General features: G+C 66.8%; 13 protein-coding genes and 1 tRNA gene. 6 read left to right on the top strand and 8 right to left on the bottom strand.

Features of this window, described 5'->3' with window-relative positions:
- A tRNA-Cys gene (locus ABZD10_RS06810) sits at positions 1 to 74 on the bottom strand.
- A 143-nt stretch (positions 75 to 217) separates the two neighbouring features.
- On the opposite strand from ABZD10_RS06810, the gene ABZD10_RS06805 reads away from it, so the two are divergent.
- From ABZD10_RS06805 to ABZD10_RS06795, 3 genes are all read left to right on the top strand, one after another.
- A complete protein-coding gene (locus ABZD10_RS06805; RefSeq protein ID WP_372885388.1) occupies positions 218 to 871 on the top strand; it encodes a protein-L-isoaspartate O-methyltransferase in 654 nt (217 codons plus the stop codon).
- A gap of 47 nt (positions 872 to 918) precedes the next feature.
- Complete coding sequence (locus ABZD10_RS06800; RefSeq protein ID WP_372885387.1) at positions 919 to 2,328, top strand: TolC family outer membrane protein; 1,410 nt, start codon at positions 919 to 921, stop codon at positions 2,326 to 2,328.
- A gap of 311 nt (positions 2,329 to 2,639) precedes the next feature.
- On the top strand, positions 2,640 to 3,650 hold the full coding sequence (locus ABZD10_RS06795; RefSeq protein WP_372885386.1) for a hypothetical protein: 1,011 nt from the start codon (positions 2,640 to 2,642) through the stop codon (positions 3,648 to 3,650).
- A 106-nt stretch (positions 3,651 to 3,756) separates the two neighbouring features.
- Here the strand turns inward: ABZD10_RS06795 and ABZD10_RS06790 are convergent, their stop codons facing one another.
- Positions 3,757 to 4,077, bottom strand: a complete 321-nt coding sequence (locus tag ABZD10_RS06790; RefSeq protein WP_073250873.1) for a DUF6280 family protein — start codon at positions 4,075 to 4,077, stop codon at positions 3,757 to 3,759.
- Positions 4,078 to 4,307: 230 nt separating this feature from the next.
- On the opposite strand from ABZD10_RS06790, the gene efp reads away from it, so the two are divergent.
- Positions 4,308 to 4,871, top strand: coding sequence for an elongation factor P (gene efp, locus ABZD10_RS06785; RefSeq protein WP_372885385.1), 564 nt, complete (start codon positions 4,308 to 4,310; stop codon positions 4,869 to 4,871).
- A 60-nt stretch (positions 4,872 to 4,931) separates the two neighbouring features.
- On the opposite strand, the gene ABZD10_RS06780 is transcribed toward efp, so the two are convergent.
- On the bottom strand, positions 4,932 to 5,672 hold the full coding sequence (locus ABZD10_RS06780; RefSeq protein WP_372885384.1) for a folate-binding protein YgfZ: 741 nt from the start codon (positions 5,670 to 5,672) through the stop codon (positions 4,932 to 4,934).
- Positions 5,673 to 5,743: 71 nt separating this feature from the next.
- On the opposite strand from ABZD10_RS06780, the gene ABZD10_RS06775 reads away from it, so the two are divergent.
- Complete coding sequence (locus tag ABZD10_RS06775) at positions 5,744 to 6,424, top strand: TIGR04283 family arsenosugar biosynthesis glycosyltransferase (RefSeq protein WP_372885383.1); 681 nt, start codon at positions 5,744 to 5,746, stop codon at positions 6,422 to 6,424.
- Between the two features lie 4 nt (positions 6,425 to 6,428).
- Here ABZD10_RS06775 and ABZD10_RS06770 read toward each other — a convergent pair whose 3' ends face one another.
- The 3 genes from ABZD10_RS06770 to ABZD10_RS06760 all read right to left on the bottom strand — a co-directional run bounded on the left by ABZD10_RS06770 (position 6,429) and on the right by ABZD10_RS06760 (position 9,844).
- Positions 6,429 to 8,249, bottom strand: coding sequence for an ABC transporter ATP-binding protein (locus tag ABZD10_RS06770; RefSeq protein WP_372885389.1), 1,821 nt, complete (start codon positions 8,247 to 8,249; stop codon positions 6,429 to 6,431).
- Between the two features lie 176 nt (positions 8,250 to 8,425).
- Complete coding sequence (locus ABZD10_RS06765; protein WP_372885382.1) at positions 8,426 to 8,668, bottom strand: histidinol phosphate aminotransferase; 243 nt, start codon at positions 8,666 to 8,668, stop codon at positions 8,426 to 8,428.
- A 69-nt stretch (positions 8,669 to 8,737) separates the two neighbouring features.
- Positions 8,738 to 9,844, bottom strand: a complete 1,107-nt coding sequence (locus ABZD10_RS06760) for a pyridoxal phosphate-dependent aminotransferase (protein ID WP_372885381.1) — start codon at positions 9,842 to 9,844, stop codon at positions 8,738 to 8,740.
- 219 nt (positions 9,845 to 10,063) lie between these two features.
- Here ABZD10_RS06760 and ABZD10_RS06755 point away from each other — a divergent pair, with 219 nt between their 5' ends.
- Positions 10,064 to 10,858, top strand: coding sequence for a crotonase/enoyl-CoA hydratase family protein (locus ABZD10_RS06755; RefSeq protein WP_372885380.1), 795 nt, complete (start codon positions 10,064 to 10,066; stop codon positions 10,856 to 10,858).
- A gap of 88 nt (positions 10,859 to 10,946) precedes the next feature.
- Here the strand turns inward: ABZD10_RS06755 and ABZD10_RS06750 are convergent, their stop codons facing one another.
- Both ABZD10_RS06750 and ABZD10_RS06745 read right to left on the bottom strand, forming a co-directional pair.
- Positions 10,947 to 12,146: an MFS transporter gene (locus tag ABZD10_RS06750; RefSeq protein WP_372885379.1), complete on the bottom strand. Its 1,200-nt coding sequence runs from the start codon at positions 12,144 to 12,146 to the stop codon at positions 10,947 to 10,949.
- A 77-nt stretch (positions 12,147 to 12,223) separates the two neighbouring features.
- Positions 12,224 to 14,098 (bottom strand): class I tRNA ligase family protein (locus tag ABZD10_RS06745; RefSeq protein ID WP_372885378.1); only part of this gene is annotated, 1,875 nt, incomplete at its 5' end.

Below are 14,098 nucleotides of genomic sequence, written 5' to 3'. Positions count from 1 at the left end.
TGGAGGCGAGTACCGGAATCGAACCGGTGTACACGGATTTGCAATCCGCTGCGTCACCACTCCGCCAACTCGCCAGCCATGGTGTGAGGCGGAATTAGCTGATCTGTCGCAGGGCCGCAAGGGGGAAAGCGGCGGAAAAGCCGCCTCGGGACGTTGCCGATCCCGGGGTTCTGTGGCAAGACATGCAAAACCCCGAGTCTGAACGAACGAGTTTAGTATGACCGATTACTCCACCCTTCGTACAACCATGGTCGACACTCAGGTGCGCCCGTCGGATGTGACCAAGTTCACCGTCATCGAAGCCATGCTCACCGTGCCGCGCGAAGCCTTCGTGCCGCGCGATCAGCGCGACGCCGCCTATGTCGGAGAACACCTGCCGCTGGAACCCGGTCGCGTGGTCCTCGATCCGCGCCTTCTGGCCAAGATGCTTGATGTCGCGGATATCCAGAAGGATGAACTGGTGCTCGATATCGGGTCGGGGCTTGGCTATTCGGCGGCGGTGATCGCGCGCATGGCCGAGGCGGTTGTTGCCGTCGAAGAGGACGAGACCCGCGCCGCCGAGGCCCAGCCGAACCTGTCCGAACAGGGGGCCGACAACGTGGTGGTGCATCAGGGCAAGCTGACCGACGGCGCGGTCGGTCACGGCCCCTACGACGTGATCGTGATTCAGGGCGCGGTGCAGAACCTGCCGGAAAACCTCGTGGCGCAGTTGAAAGACGGCGGGCGCATCGTATGTCTGATGATGGACGGCGCACTCGGTGCCGTGCGCGTCGGCTATCGGATCGACGGCGAGCTGAACTGGCGCTTTGCCTTCAACGGCGGTGCACCGGTTCTGCCGGGGTTCGAAAAGCACAGCGCGTTCACATTGTAAGACCAATAGCGGCCCGCCAAAGGGGCGGCAGTGTCGGAGGGGGCAGGATGGCTCGGAGACTGGTGAATTCTTTGCGTGCTTCGGCGCTGGCGATTTCGGTGGCGGTTTTCGCCCCGGTGTCGGCGCTGGCCGAAAACCTTGCTGACGCGCTGGCCGATGCCTATGCCCACAGTGGCCTGCTCGAGCAGAACCGGGCGCTGCTACGGGCCGCCGACGAGAATGTCGCCCAGACCTATGCCCGCCTGCAACCGATCGTGAACTGGTTCGGCTCGGTCGACTATACATTCGGCAATACCCGCACCTCGGCGGTCAATGTCGATGTCAACAGCGCCAATGCCAGTATCGGGCTGTCGCTGCAAATCCTGCTTTACGACAACGGCCAGACGCAGGCTTCGATCGAGGCGGCAAAGGAAACCGTTCTCGCCACGCGCCAGGCGCTGGTCGGCGTCGAGCAGTCGGTGCTGCTGAACGCGGTTCAGGCCTATATGAACGTGATCCGCGACGCCCAGATCGTCGAGCTGCGGCAGAACAACCTGCGCCTTGTCGAGCGTGAATTGCAGGCGGCGCGCGATCGCTTCGAGGTCGGCGAGGTCACCCGCACCGATGTCGCCCAGGCCGAGGCCAGCCTGGCCGGGGGGCGCGCCGAACTGGCTGCCGCGCAGGGCAACCTGATGCAGTCGCAGGAATTCTACACCGCCGCCATCGGGCATCGGCCGGGCCATCTTGCTGCCCCGCGCGGGCTGCCCCAGGTGCCGGGATCGACGGATCAGGCCAAGGCGGTGGCGATTCGCACCCACCCCGGGATGATCCAGGCGCAGCACGAGATCGAGGCTGCCGAATATCAGGTTCTGGCCGCCGAGGCGGCCATGGGGCCGCGGGTGACGCTGGACGGCACCCTGTCGGTTCAGGAAAGCTATAACGACAGCGATTATTCGCATGTCGGCAAGGTCGCGGTGACGCTGGGCGGCCCGATCTATCGCGGCGGTGCCCTGTCCTCGGTGTTACGCCAGTCCATGGCGCAGCGCGATGCCAAACGCTCCAACCTGCATGTGCTGCGCCATTCGACGCGCCAGAACGCCGGCAACGCCTGGGCGCTGCTGGCGGCGGCCAAGGCGCAGCTGGTGGCCACTGCGCGCCAGGTCGAAGCGGCGCGAATCGCCTTCGAGGGCATTCGCGAGGAATCCAAGCTTGGGGCGCGCACGACGCTGGATGTGCTGATTTCGGAACAGGCGCTGCTTGACGCCGAGGCGGCACGGATCACGGCCCAGACCTCGCAGATCACGGCGGCCTACAGCCTGCTGGCGTCGATGGGGCTGCTGACCACCGATCATTTGAACCTCAGGGTCGAGAAATACGACCCGGCGGCCTATTACGAGATGGTCAAGGACGCGCCGGCCCTGCGCAGCGCGCGCGGCAAGCAGCTTGACCAGGTCCTGCGCGCCATCGGCAAAGAGTAACAATTTTCGCTATCTGTTGTGCGAAAATGCCCGAGCGGGTAAACTCTGCTCGAGGCAGGAGTGGTATTTTTATGTCTGATCCCGTGACCAATGTGGAAATCGAAGATGTTTTGACCTCGATTCGTCGGTTGGTCTCGGAAAAGGCGGCTGCGATCCCGGCTGCGACCCCGGCTGCGACCCCGGCTGCGACCCCGGCTGCGACCCCGGCTGCGTCTTCGTCGGCCCCGGATGCGTCTTCGTCGGCGGCTCAGGCCGTTTCGCGCGGCGTGGGGCGGGATGCCGCCCCGAAATTCGACCGGCCGGACACCGCTGTGACGCCTTCGGAAAAACCTCGGGGCATGGCGCCGCGCGACGCCGAGCCGGTGACGGAACCGGAAGCCGATGCCGCGACGGATAGGCCCGCGCCCGAGGTCGCCATTTCCGCGGCGCCGCCGAATGACCGGCTGGTCCTGACCCCGGCGCTGCGTGTGGTCGGCGCCGAGGCATCGACGACCGGCGACGAGACCGCCGCGCTTGATGACGAGGACGAGAGCGATGCCAGCCTGGCCGAGACCCTGTCGTTCCTGCGGGGAACCCGTGATTGGGAGGCGGAAGCCGGGCAGGGGGAGTCTGCCGATGCGCCGCAGACCCGCGTCGTGGATGCCGAGCTTGATCCGGCGCCTGCTGCCGGGTTTGCCTCTGATCGCGAACCGCAAGTGCCGCAGGAAGACGCCCCGGACCACGACCTTGATGGCGACGCAACGCGATCGCTTTTCGACGAGGACGGGGGGATCGCCCTGTCCGATGCGCAGTCGCTGGATTCGCGTCTCGTTCAGTGGGAGCATATGACCGATGCCGATATCCTGGCTTACGAGCCGGATGCGCCGGGCGACAGTGACTATGCGGGCACCGAGATCGCCTCGCTGGGCTGGGTCGGCGCGGCGAGCCGGGGATCGCAGGGCGTCGATGATGACGAGGCCGACGACGAAAGCGCCGCGCCCGCGCCCGAGGCCGCAGCGACGCAGAAAGCCGCCGCCGAGGCAGGTGAGGGGCCGGACCGAATGGCGCCCGAAGCGGTGTTTTCCGGGGTCCGCGATCAGGTCGAAGCCGAAGTGTTCCGCGCCTTCGATGCGGCGGTCACGCAGAGCGTGTCTTCGGTGGCATCCGGCGACGATACGGCCGAGAGCGATTTGCTGCTTGACGAAACCATGCTGCGCGAGCTGGTCAGCGACATCGTGCGCCAGGAGTTGCAGGGCACCCTGGGCGAACGCATCACCCGGAACGTGCGCAAGCTGGTGCGCCGCGAGATTCACCGCGCCCTGGCGGCGCATGACCTGAACTGACCGGGGCCGGGCGACCGGCCCGGCAGCCGCGCGACAGGTCCAACAGAAAAGGCGCGCCACCGGGGCGCGCCATTTTCATTTCCGGTTGCCCAGGGGCATTCGGTCTTCAGGCGGCTTCGGCCTGTTGGGCCGCGTTGCGGCGTTCGCTTTCTTCGCGCGACAGCGCGACCGAGGTGCGCACACCCTTGCCGACAAAGTCCATCAGCCCCTCAACGACACGTTCGTTGGGGTCGATGCCGGCACAGCTCAGCACTTCACGGCCGTCGCGCGACCGGGCCCAGCGGGCAATCTGTTCCGGACCATTGCCGTATTTCTTGTCATCGGCAATTGCATCGTCCAGCGCAGCCAGCACCACGGCGGCAAAAAGCTTGCGCGCGCGGTTGCCCTGTTCATTGTTAAAGGCCGTTCCATCAACGAAATCTCGCATCTCGTCGTCCTTGTATTATTGCTCTTGCGTTTTCGGCGTGGCGCCCCTTATGACGCCAAATTGTTGATTCGGATAGGGCGTATCTGCATACCATCTATGCAAAACTCGCATGGCTTTCTGCGGCTGCATCCTGCCCAATGCCGGTGTCACTGGCTGTCTTGCCAGCCGCCAGCCTGCCCGATATAGGGTTGGGCCAGCTCATATCAACCTTTTCGCGACGGTTTTGTCCCATGCCCAAGATAAACGGAAATGAAATTCGCCCCGGCAACGTGCTGGAGCATAACGACGGCCTCTGGGCCGCGGTGAAAGTCGACCACGTCAAACCCGGCAAGGGCGGCGCCTTTGCACAGGTCGAGATGCGCAACCTGCGCAACGGCTCGAAGCTGAACGAACGCTTCCGCAGCGCCGACAAGGTCGAGCGCGTGCGCCTCGAGCAGAAGGACCAGCAGTTCCTTTACGAGGATGACGGCATGCTGGTCTTCATGGATGCCGAAACCTATGAACAGATCCAGCTGCCGGCCGATCTGCTTGGGGACCGGCGCCCGTTCCTTCAGGACGGCATGACCATCGTCGTCGAGTTCTACGAGGAAGAGGCGCTGAACGCCACGCTGCCGCAGAAGGTGACCTGCAAGATCGTCGAGACCGAGCCGGTGGTCAAAGGCCAGACCGCTGCCAATTCGTTCAAGCCGGCCCTGCTGGACAACGGCGTGCGGGTGATGGTGCCGCCCTTCGTCGGTCAGGACGAGGATATCGTCGTCAACACCGAGACCTTGGAATATTCCGAACGCGCCTGAGGCCGATCAGCCTTGGCGTCAAGGGGCCTGCCGATTGGCGGGCCCTTTTTCGTTGCCGCCTCAGGGGTGCCAGCGCAAGACCGCATCGCCGGCGCGCAATTCGCGCTCGGCCCGGTCGAACCGCAGATAGGCGATGGCCCGGCCGCCGGACTGGCTGTAAAGCGTGCCGGCGGCGCGGCCGTCGGCGGTGATTTCGCTGCCTTGCGGCGCGCTGCCCTCGATTGTCACCGTGGCCAGCCCCTTGCGCAGCTCGGTCTTGTGTTTCATGCGCGCGGTGACTTCCTGGCCGACATAGCAGCCCTTGCGGAAGTCGACGCCGTTCAGGCGCTCGAAGCCGGATTCAAGGATATAGCTGTCCGGGGTCAGTTCGATGCCCGACTGCGGGATGCAATGTGCCACCCGAAGCGCGGTCCAGTCGGTGCTGTCGTCGCCCTGAGGCGCATCGCGATAGGCGCGCCATCCCAGCGCCGGGTGTCGCGGGTCGGCAAGGCCGTCTTCCGGCGCATCGCCAAGCCCGCGGTGGACATGCAATTCCAGCGGCGCAATCGCCACGTCGGCGCGCAGCTTGTACATGCCGAGCCGCGCCGCCAGCCCTTCGGCCAGCGCGGCATCGACATCCAGCAGGATCGCATCGCCCCGGCGCGACAGGAAGAAATCGGCCAGATACTTGCCCTGCGGGGTCAGCAGGGCCGCGTAAACCATGCCCGCGTCGAGCCGCGCGATGTCATTGGTGATCAGCCCCTGCAGGAAATGCTCTGCATCGGGGCCGGATATTTCGAAAAGACGGCGATCTTGGGTCATGGCGGGTCCTGTTCCTGTCCTCTTCTGTCATATAATGAGAAGCGGCAGGAGCAACAGGGCAGAGGCCAGAAATGCGGGCGCCAATCTCGATCGTGATTCCGACGTTGAACGCCGAACGCGCTCTGGCGCGGTCCCTGCCGGCGCTTTACCGGGGGGTGCAGGAGGGGCTGGTGCACGAGTTGATCGTGGTTGATGGCGGCTCGAGCGATGGCACCGTGACGCTGGCGCGCGCCGCCGGGGCGGTGCTGGTCGAGGCGGCGCCGTCGCGCGGCGGGCAGCTGCGCGCCGGGTGCGAGGCCGCGCGCGCCGACTGGATCCTGGCGCTGCACGCCGATTCCATCCCGGACGAAGGCTGGACCGATGCGGTCGCGGCGCATCTGGCGCGGCGCGGTGCGGCCTGTTTCCGGCTGCGCTTTGACGCTGATGGCCCGTTGGCGCGGATGACGGCGGGCTGGGCCAATCTGCGCAGCCGCTGGCTGGGCCTGCCCTTCGGCGATCAGGGCCTGTTGATGCGGCGCGAGCAGTATCGCCGTGCCGGCGGCTATCGCGACCAGCCGCTGATGGAGGATATCGCCATGGTGCGGGCGCTGCCGGGGCGGGTGCGCCTGCTGCCCTGCCATGTCACCACCAGCGCCGAGAAATACCGCCGCCAGGGCTGGTTGCGGCGCGGCGCGCGGAACCTGTGGCTGCAACTGCGCTATGCCGCCGGGGCCCGCCCCGAGACGCTGGCCCGGGCCTACCGGCCCAAATGAGCCGTCAGATACGCGGCAGGCGTTTCAGCAGCCGGCCGAGAAAGCTGCGCTTGGGCTTGGCGCGCTTGTCGGCGCCGTGCACCACGGCGGCTTTCAGCGCCTGGGCTTCGGCGGTGTCGCCTTCGGTGTTGAATTGCAGCCGGTGCAGTTCGGCATAAAGCCCGTCACGCGCCAGCAGCTCTTCGTGACGCCCCTGATCGACCACCTTGCCGCGATCCATGACCACGATCTTGTCGGCCTCGCGCACGGTGCTGAGACGGTGGGCGATGACCAGCGTCGTGCGCCCCTGCGACAGTCTTTCCAGCGCCGCCTGCACCACGGTTTCCGACTGCGCGTCCAGGGCGCTGGTGGCTTCGTCCAGAAGCAGGATCGGCGTGTCGCGCAAGAGGGCGCGGGCGATCACCACCCGCTGGCGCTGGCCGCCCGACAGGTTGGTGCCGCGCGGCCCGACCCTGGTGTCGAGCCCGTCCGGCAGCTTGCTGAGGAAATCCGACACATGGGCGGCGTCCAGCACCTCTTGCAGGCGGGCCTCGGCAACGTCCGTGCGGCCAAGCAGGATGTTGGTGCGCACCGTGTCATCGAACAGCAGTGCCTCTTGGCTGACCACCGAGAACAGGTCGCGCAGATCGCCCAGGGCCATGTCGCGGATCGCCACGCCGTTGATGCTGACTTGACCCTTCTGCGGGTCCACCAGCCGGGTCAGGATGTTGAACACCGTCGACTTGCCCGCGCCCGAAGCGCCGACAATGGCGGTGGTCTTGCCGGCCTCGGCGACCAGCGATGCGCCGCGCAGCACCTTGGCGTCGCCATAGGCCAGCCGCACGTCCTGCATGCGGATTTCAGGCAGGCCAGCGGGGGCCGGCTTGGGGGCGGGCGGCGAGACCAGGGTCGGCTCGGCCTCGACGATCTCCTTGATGCGTTCGATGCCCGAGGCCGCGACCTGCCACAGGCCGCTCAGCGCGCCAAGCCGCCGCAGGGGTTCGAAGGCGATCGACAGGGCGGTGAAGAAACTCATGAACTGGCCGATGGTCTTCTCGCCCGAGATGATCTCGCCGCCGCCGTAGATCAGCACCGCGAGAAACCCGAGGCCGGCCATGATGTCGACCAGCCCGGTGAGCGAGGCCGAGCCGGCCCGCACCCGTACCTCGGTGCGCACCAGCCGGTCGGCAAGATCGCGGAACTGGCCGCTTTGATACTCTTCCAGCCGGTTCAGCTTGACCGGGATGATGCCGTGGAACACCTCGTCAAGGCGGGTCGAGACATCGGCGCCGATGTCGCGCGCCTCGCGGGCCCGGCGGCGCACGAACCGCTGGGCCACCAGCGACGGCAGCACCAAGACCGGAATGCCGACGAAGGCCACCACCGTCCAGCGCCAGTCGACGTTGATCGCCACCGCCATCAGCGTGACCAGCGCGAAAGTGTCGCGCCCGGCGCCGGTGATCAGCGCCGTCCAGACGCCGTTGATCGACTGCACGTCGCCCTGGACGCGCTGGATCAGGTATCCGGGCGGGTGGGTCTGGTGGTAGGCGCTGTCCTGCATCATCAGCCGGTCGAGCATGCGGATTCGCAGATCGGCCGAGGATTTCTGCTGGATGTAGGTCAGGGTGACCTTCTGGACCATGCCCGAGATGCCGCGGGTGATGAAAATCGCCAGGATGGTCAGCCCGACGCTCCACAACGCGGCGGCGCTGCCGGCGCTGAACACGTCGTCGAACATCGGCTGCATCATGTAGCTGATGGCGCCCAGCATCGAGCCCTCGATCGCCATGAAGACGATCGCCAGCAGCAGGTACCACTTGTATCTGCTCAGGAAATTGCGCCACATCCAGAGGAACAGGCCACGGGTTTCCGGGGTGTCGGGCTTGGGTTCACGCTTGCTCACGACCGGGGCACCTTGCAGCTTGTTTTCGTCCGTTTGCCGGGCGGGCAGGGGGCTCGCCGGTCCGGCGGACTCTATGCCCGTTCGCGACCGGATGTCCAGATTGCGCCCCGAATTAGGGCTCAGCCCGAAGGCGGCGCTGCGGGCGGCGGGGCGTCGCCGGGCGGGGTTTTCCCGATCTCGTCGCGGGCGTGCAGGTGACGGTCCAGCAGGGTGATGAGGTGATTGAGGCAGACCGTGGTCAGCACCAGCGCCACAAGGCCCCAGTTGACCCAGATCACGGTCAGGATCCACAACAGATTGACCAGCCCCATCAACAGGGCGGCGTTGGTATAGTTTTCGACTCGCCGGATATGTCGGGCCATGGTCGTGCCTCCGGCACAAGTCTAGCCGGTGAATGGTTAACCGTCAGTTGAAAGCTTTGTGAACGCGCCTTATGGGCCGAGTTCCGCCAGCACCGCCGGTAGGGCCTCGGCCAGTATGTCCAGCTCGGCTTCGGGGCCGCAGCTGATCCTGATGCAGCGGTTTTGCGGCGCCACGAAGGGCATGCGCACGAAGACGCCCCGCGCCACCAGCCCCTCGAGCACCGCCTTGGCAAAGGCCGCGTCACGGCCGCAGTCGACGGCAACGAAATTGGTCGCCGAGGGCAGGGCGGTCAGGCCGTTGTCGCGGGCGATGCGGGTGATGCGGGCGCGCGCTGCCGCCACCTTGGTGCGGGTGCTCTCGAGCCAGCCGTGATCGGCAAGCGCCGCCAGCGCGCCGGCCTGCGCGGCCCGGTTCATGCCGAAATGGTTGCGGATCTTGTCGAAGCTGCGGATCAGCGGCGCGGCGCCGAGCGCATAGCCGATGCGGGCCCCGGCCATGCCGTGGGCCTTGGAAAAGGTGCGCATGCGGATCAGGCGCGGATCCTCGATGTCGACAGCGGGCGAGGTGCCCTCGGGGGCGAATTCGACATAGGCCTCGTCGAGCAGCAGCAGCGCTCCCTCGGGCAGCCGCTCGAGCGCCGCGACGATCCTGTCGCCGGCAACCCAGGTGCCCATCGGGTTGTCGGGATTGGCGAAATAGACCAGCTTGGCATCGACCTCGCGGGCGCGTTCCATCAGCGCCTCGAGATCCTCGTGATCCTCGGCATAGGGCACCCGGTGCAGCTGCCCGCCGAAGCCCGCGACATGGTAGTTGAAGGTCGGATAGGCGCCGTCCGAGGTCACCACCGCGTCGCCGGGTTCGATCAGCAGCCGCACCAGATAGCCGAGCAGCCCGTCGATGCCTTCTCCGACGACGATGTTTGCCATCGCAACGCCATGGCTTTCGGCCAGCGCCCGGCGCAGGTCGTGGCTTTCGGGGTCGCCGTACATCCAGATGCCGCCGGTGGCCTCGGCCATGGCGGCAATGGCGCGCGGCGAAGGACCAAAGCCGTTCTCGTTGGCGCCCAGCCGGGCGCGAAAGGCGCTGCCCCGGTGGCGTTCCTGGGCTTCGGGGCCGACAAAGGGCACGGTGGCGGGCAGGCTCAGGGCGAGGGCGGTGTATCTGGGTCCGGTCATGGGGCGAATTTGACCCAGCCGGGCGCCGCCGGCAAGGCCCGAAATCGGCGCCCGGCGCCAGACCAGCGCCAGACCAGCGACGGGCCAGCGCCAGACCAGCGACGGGCCCGCGCCAGACCAGCGACGGGCCAGCAGCGGGCCAGCAGCGGGCCTGCCCTGACGTTACGGTGGATTCCGGCGAAAAGCAGGGCAAGATGGCGGCAAGCAAAGGAGACCCCAATGGCCCGTGTATCCGTAGAGATCGAAAACCACATCGCCCGCGTGACCCTGACCCGGGGCGACAAGATGAATGCCCTCGACGCCGAGATGATCGATGCCATCATCTCCGCCGGAGAAAGCCTGATCGAACGCGCCGAGGTGCGGGCGGTGGTGCTGGCCGGCGAGGGCGATGCCTTTTGCGCCGGGCTCGACGTGATGAGTTTCGGGGCGCTGGCGACCCAGGACCCGGTCGAGGTGCTGATGCCGCGCAGCCATGGCGACAGCAACCGCTTTCAGCAGGTGGCCATGGTCTGGCGCAGGATCCCGGTGCCGGTGATCGCGGCGCTCAAGGGGGTGGTGTTCGGCGGTGGCTTCCAGATCGCGCTCGGCGCCGATATCCGCATCGCCGCGCCGGGCACCGAACTGTCGGTGATGGAGATGAAATGGGGGCTGGTGCCGGACATGGGCGGCATGGCGCTGCTGCCGGCGCTGACCCGGTCGGACGTGATCCGCAAACTGACCTACAGCGCCGCCCGGATCAGCGCCGAGCAGGCCGAGCGCTGGGGGCTGGTCACCGAACTGGCCGCAGACCCCGAGGCGGCGGCGCTGGAGATGGCGCGCGGGATCGCCGCCCGCAGCCCCTCGGCGATGCGGGCCGCCAAGCGCCTGATCGCCTATGCCGAGGCCAATACGGCCGACCCGGCGGCGGTGCTGCTGGAAGAAAGCCGCGCCCAGGCGGCGCTGATCGGCAAGCCGCACCAGATGGAGGTGATCGCCGCCAACCTGCAGAAACGCGCGCCGGTGTTCAAGGACTGAGGGGCGCGAAAAGGGGGCGCTGCCCCACGTCGCCTTTCGGGGCGAAAGGCGACGTTCCCCGGGATATTTCGGGCAAGAGAAAGCCGGCTCAGAGCGGGCTGCGGCGGCCGAGGCTGCGGCCGGCCACCACCGTCAGCACGGCGGCCAGACCGAAAAGGCCCATGCAGAGGCTGACCGCCAGATGGGTGCCGTCGAAAAGCCGCGAGGCGATCACCGTGGCCCCCGAAGCGATCGACATCGAAATGGCGCCCATCAGCGAGGCGGCAAAGCCGGGCATTTCGCCGGCCGGTTCCATCGCCGAGGCGTAGGAGGTCGGCAGGATGATGCCGAAGGCCAGCACGTAAAGGCAGACCCCGCCCCAGAACATTTGCAGCGAGGGGGTCGTGAAGGCCAGCGCCAGATTGGCCAGGGCGGCAAAGAACAACAGCACCATCGCCACGGTGCCGACCTGCCGCAGGCTCAGCCGCTTCAGCATCTGCCCGGCGAGCAGGGCGCCGCCGGTGTTGCACAGCGCGGCAAGAACGAAGAGCGCCCCGAAGGCCTCGGGCGAGACGTCATAGCGCGCTTCGGCGATGATGGCGCCGACCGCGCCGACCGAGGCATAGCCGCCGAAGGTGAAACTGCCGGCCAGCATCGGGGTCAGGAACAGGCGGTTGGTCAGCAGGTAAGCGCCGGCGCGGCGCAGGAAGGAGAGGGTAAAGCGTTCGGGCCGGCGCTGGCCGCCGGTTTCCTGCAGCACCAGCAGCGTGTAGGCGATGAAGCTCAGCGACAGCACGGTGAGGCCGAGGAAGATCGCCCGCCACGAGAACAGCACCAGCAGGCCCGAGCCGATCACCGGGGCGAACATGGTGGCGATGGTCAGGATGGCGCCGAGCACGGTCATCAGCCGGGCCGCCTCGGTGCCCGAGGCCACGTCGCGCACCATGGCGCGGGCAATGATCGGCGCCCCGCCCATCAGGCCCTGGATGAAACGGGCGACGATCAGGAAGGTGAAACTGGGGGCCAGGGCGCAGGCCAGGCTGGCCAGGGTGAAACCGCTGAGCGACAGGATCAGCGACAGGCGGCGTCCGAAAGCATCGGAAAACAGGCCCCAGAACAGCTGGCCGATGGCATAGGCGATGAAATAGACCCCGACCAGCAGCGCGCCGCGGCTGGCCTCGACCCCGAAATGGCGCGCCACCACGCCGGTGGTGGGCAGCACGATATCGACCGAGACCGCGGTCAGGGCGGTGATGCCGCCCATGAAAATGATGGTGTCGGTGCGGTCGAAGGCGGGTTTGCTGCTCATGTCTTGTCCAGTTCAAAAACGGTACGGGGCGCCCCGGCCGCGGGACGCCCCTTTTTCAGCTGGCTCTGTGACCGGCTTCAGCCAAGTTCGGCCAGCCGGTCCAGCGCCGCTTTCAGCTTGGCCTCTTCTTCCTCGCGGGCGGCCAGGTTGGCCTGGGCTTCCTCGACCACCTCCTGCGGGGCCGAGGCGGCGAACTTCGGATTGTTGAGCCGTCCGCGCAGGCCGCCCAGCTCCTTGGCCAGCTTGCCGAGGGTCTTTTCAAGCCGGGCCTTTTCGGCGCCGACGTCGATGATGTCGGCCAGCGGCAGGCCAAAGGTGCCGCCTTCGACCGCCACCGTGGCGCAGCCCTTGGGAAAGGCATCGACCTCGGCCAGGCTTTCCAGCCGGGCCAGTTTCATGATCAGCGCCTCGTTGCTGGCCCAGGCGGCGCGGCCCGACGTGTCCAGCTCGCTGACCAGAACCGGGATCTTGAGACCGGCCGGCACATGCATCTGGGCGCGGGCCGAGCGGATGTTCTCGATCACCGAGATCACCCAGTTCATCTCGCGGTCGGCATCCGGATCGACCAGGTCGGCGGGCGCGTAAAGCGGCCAGTCCTGATGCACCAGCATGCCGTCACGCTTGGCGGTGACGCCCCAAAGCTCTTCGGTGATGAAGGGCATGATCGGGTGCAGCAGGATCAGGCATTGATCCAGCACCCAGCCCATGGTGGCGCGGGTTTCCGCCAGCACGGCCGCGTCGTCGCTGTTCAGAAGCGGCTTGGAGAACTCGAGATACCAGTCGCAGACCTTGCCCCAGACGAAGGCATAGAGCGCGCTGGCGGCATCGTTGAACTTGTAGCCCTCGAGCGCGGAATCGACCTCGGCGCGGACCTTGGCGGTCTCGCCGATGATCCAGCGGTTGACGGTGGCCTTGGCCTCGGGCGCTGCCTGCGCCGGTGCCCCGGCCTCGTAGACGCCGTTCATCTCGGCGAAGCGCACCGCGTTCCAGATCTTGGTGCCGAAGTTGCGGTAGCCGGCGATGCGCTGCATGTCGAGCTTCAGCACCCCGCCGAGCGCCGCCATCGCCGCCGAGGAGAAACGCAGCGCATCGGCGCCGTATTCGTTGATGATGTCGAGCGGGTCCATCACGTTGCCGGTCGACTTCGACATCTTCTTGCCCTTGGCGTCGCGCACCAGCCCGTGCAGATAGACGGTGTCGAAAGGCACCTGATCGACCACGGCCAGCTGCATCATCATCATGCGGGCGACCCAGAAGAACAGGATGTCCTGTCCGGTGACCAGCGTCGAGGTCGGGAAGTATTTCGCCAGCTCGGGCGTGTCCTCGGGCCAGCCGAGGGTGCCGATCGGCCACAGGCCCGACGAGAACCAGGTGTCGAGCACGTCGGGGTCGCGCCACACCGGATAGACCAGTTTGGTCGGGTCCTGCGTGATCTCGTAATCGGCCAGCGCGGCGGCGAACACCTTTACCGCCTCGGCGCGGTCGGCGACCTCGACCACGGTGGCATGGTTCAGCGGCGTCGGCAGTGCGGCCTCGACATCGGCGAAAAGGTCCTTCACCTCGTCGAAACTGGCGGCGCAATGGTGGCGTTCCTCGCCCAGCAGCATGTGCTGATCGTTGAGCAGGCGGCCCATCTCGACCAGATCGAGGCAGCCGTCGCCCTCGTCGTCGTAAAAGCCGTCGCCGCTCAGGTCAAAGCCGTACCAGACCGGGATCTGATGACCCCACCACAATTGCCGCGAGATGCACCAGGGCTCGATGTTCTCCAGCCAGTGGAAATAGACTTTCTCGCCCGAGTCCGGCAGGATCTTCACCGTGCCGTCGCGCACCGCCTCGAGGGCCGGACCGACGATCCTGTCGGCGTCGACGAACCACTGGTCGGTCAGCATCGGCTCGATCACCACTTTCGAACGGTCGCCGAAAGGCTGCATGATCGGCTTGTTCTCGACCAT

The organism is Shimia sp., assembly GCF_041624275.1.
GTDB lineage: Bacteria > Pseudomonadota > Alphaproteobacteria > Rhodobacterales > Rhodobacteraceae > Shimia.
This window is presented reverse-complemented; position numbering and strand designations above follow the sequence as displayed.

Excerpts from the sequence above, each read along its gene's own strand:
- efp (WP_372885385.1), top strand. The coding sequence starts at position 4,308 with ATGCCCAAGATAAACGGAAATGAAATTCGCCCCGGCAACGTGCTGGAG.
- ABZD10_RS06770 (WP_372885389.1), bottom strand. The coding sequence starts at position 8,249 with ATGTGGCGCAATTTCCTGAGCAGATACAAGTGGTACCTGCTGCTGGCG.
- ABZD10_RS06775 (WP_372885383.1), top strand. The coding sequence starts at position 5,744 with ATGCGGGCGCCAATCTCGATCGTGATTCCGACGTTGAACGCCGAACGC.
- ABZD10_RS06755 (WP_372885380.1), top strand. The coding sequence starts at position 10,064 with ATGGCCCGTGTATCCGTAGAGATCGAAAACCACATCGCCCGCGTGACC.
- ABZD10_RS06760 (WP_372885381.1), bottom strand. The coding sequence starts at position 9,844 with ATGACCGGACCCAGATACACCGCCCTCGCCCTGAGCCTGCCCGCCACC.
- ABZD10_RS06780 (WP_372885384.1), bottom strand. The coding sequence starts at position 5,672 with ATGACCCAAGATCGCCGTCTTTTCGAAATATCCGGCCCCGATGCAGAG.
- ABZD10_RS06805 (WP_372885388.1), top strand. The coding sequence starts at position 218 with ATGACCGATTACTCCACCCTTCGTACAACCATGGTCGACACTCAGGTG.
- ABZD10_RS06750 (WP_372885379.1), bottom strand. The coding sequence starts at position 12,146 with ATGAGCAGCAAACCCGCCTTCGACCGCACCGACACCATCATTTTCATG.
- ABZD10_RS06765 (WP_372885382.1), bottom strand. The coding sequence starts at position 8,668 with ATGGCCCGACATATCCGGCGAGTCGAAAACTATACCAACGCCGCCCTG.
- ABZD10_RS06790 (WP_073250873.1), bottom strand. The coding sequence starts at position 4,077 with ATGCGAGATTTCGTTGATGGAACGGCCTTTAACAATGAACAGGGCAAC.
- ABZD10_RS06800 (WP_372885387.1), top strand. The coding sequence starts at position 919 with ATGGCTCGGAGACTGGTGAATTCTTTGCGTGCTTCGGCGCTGGCGATT.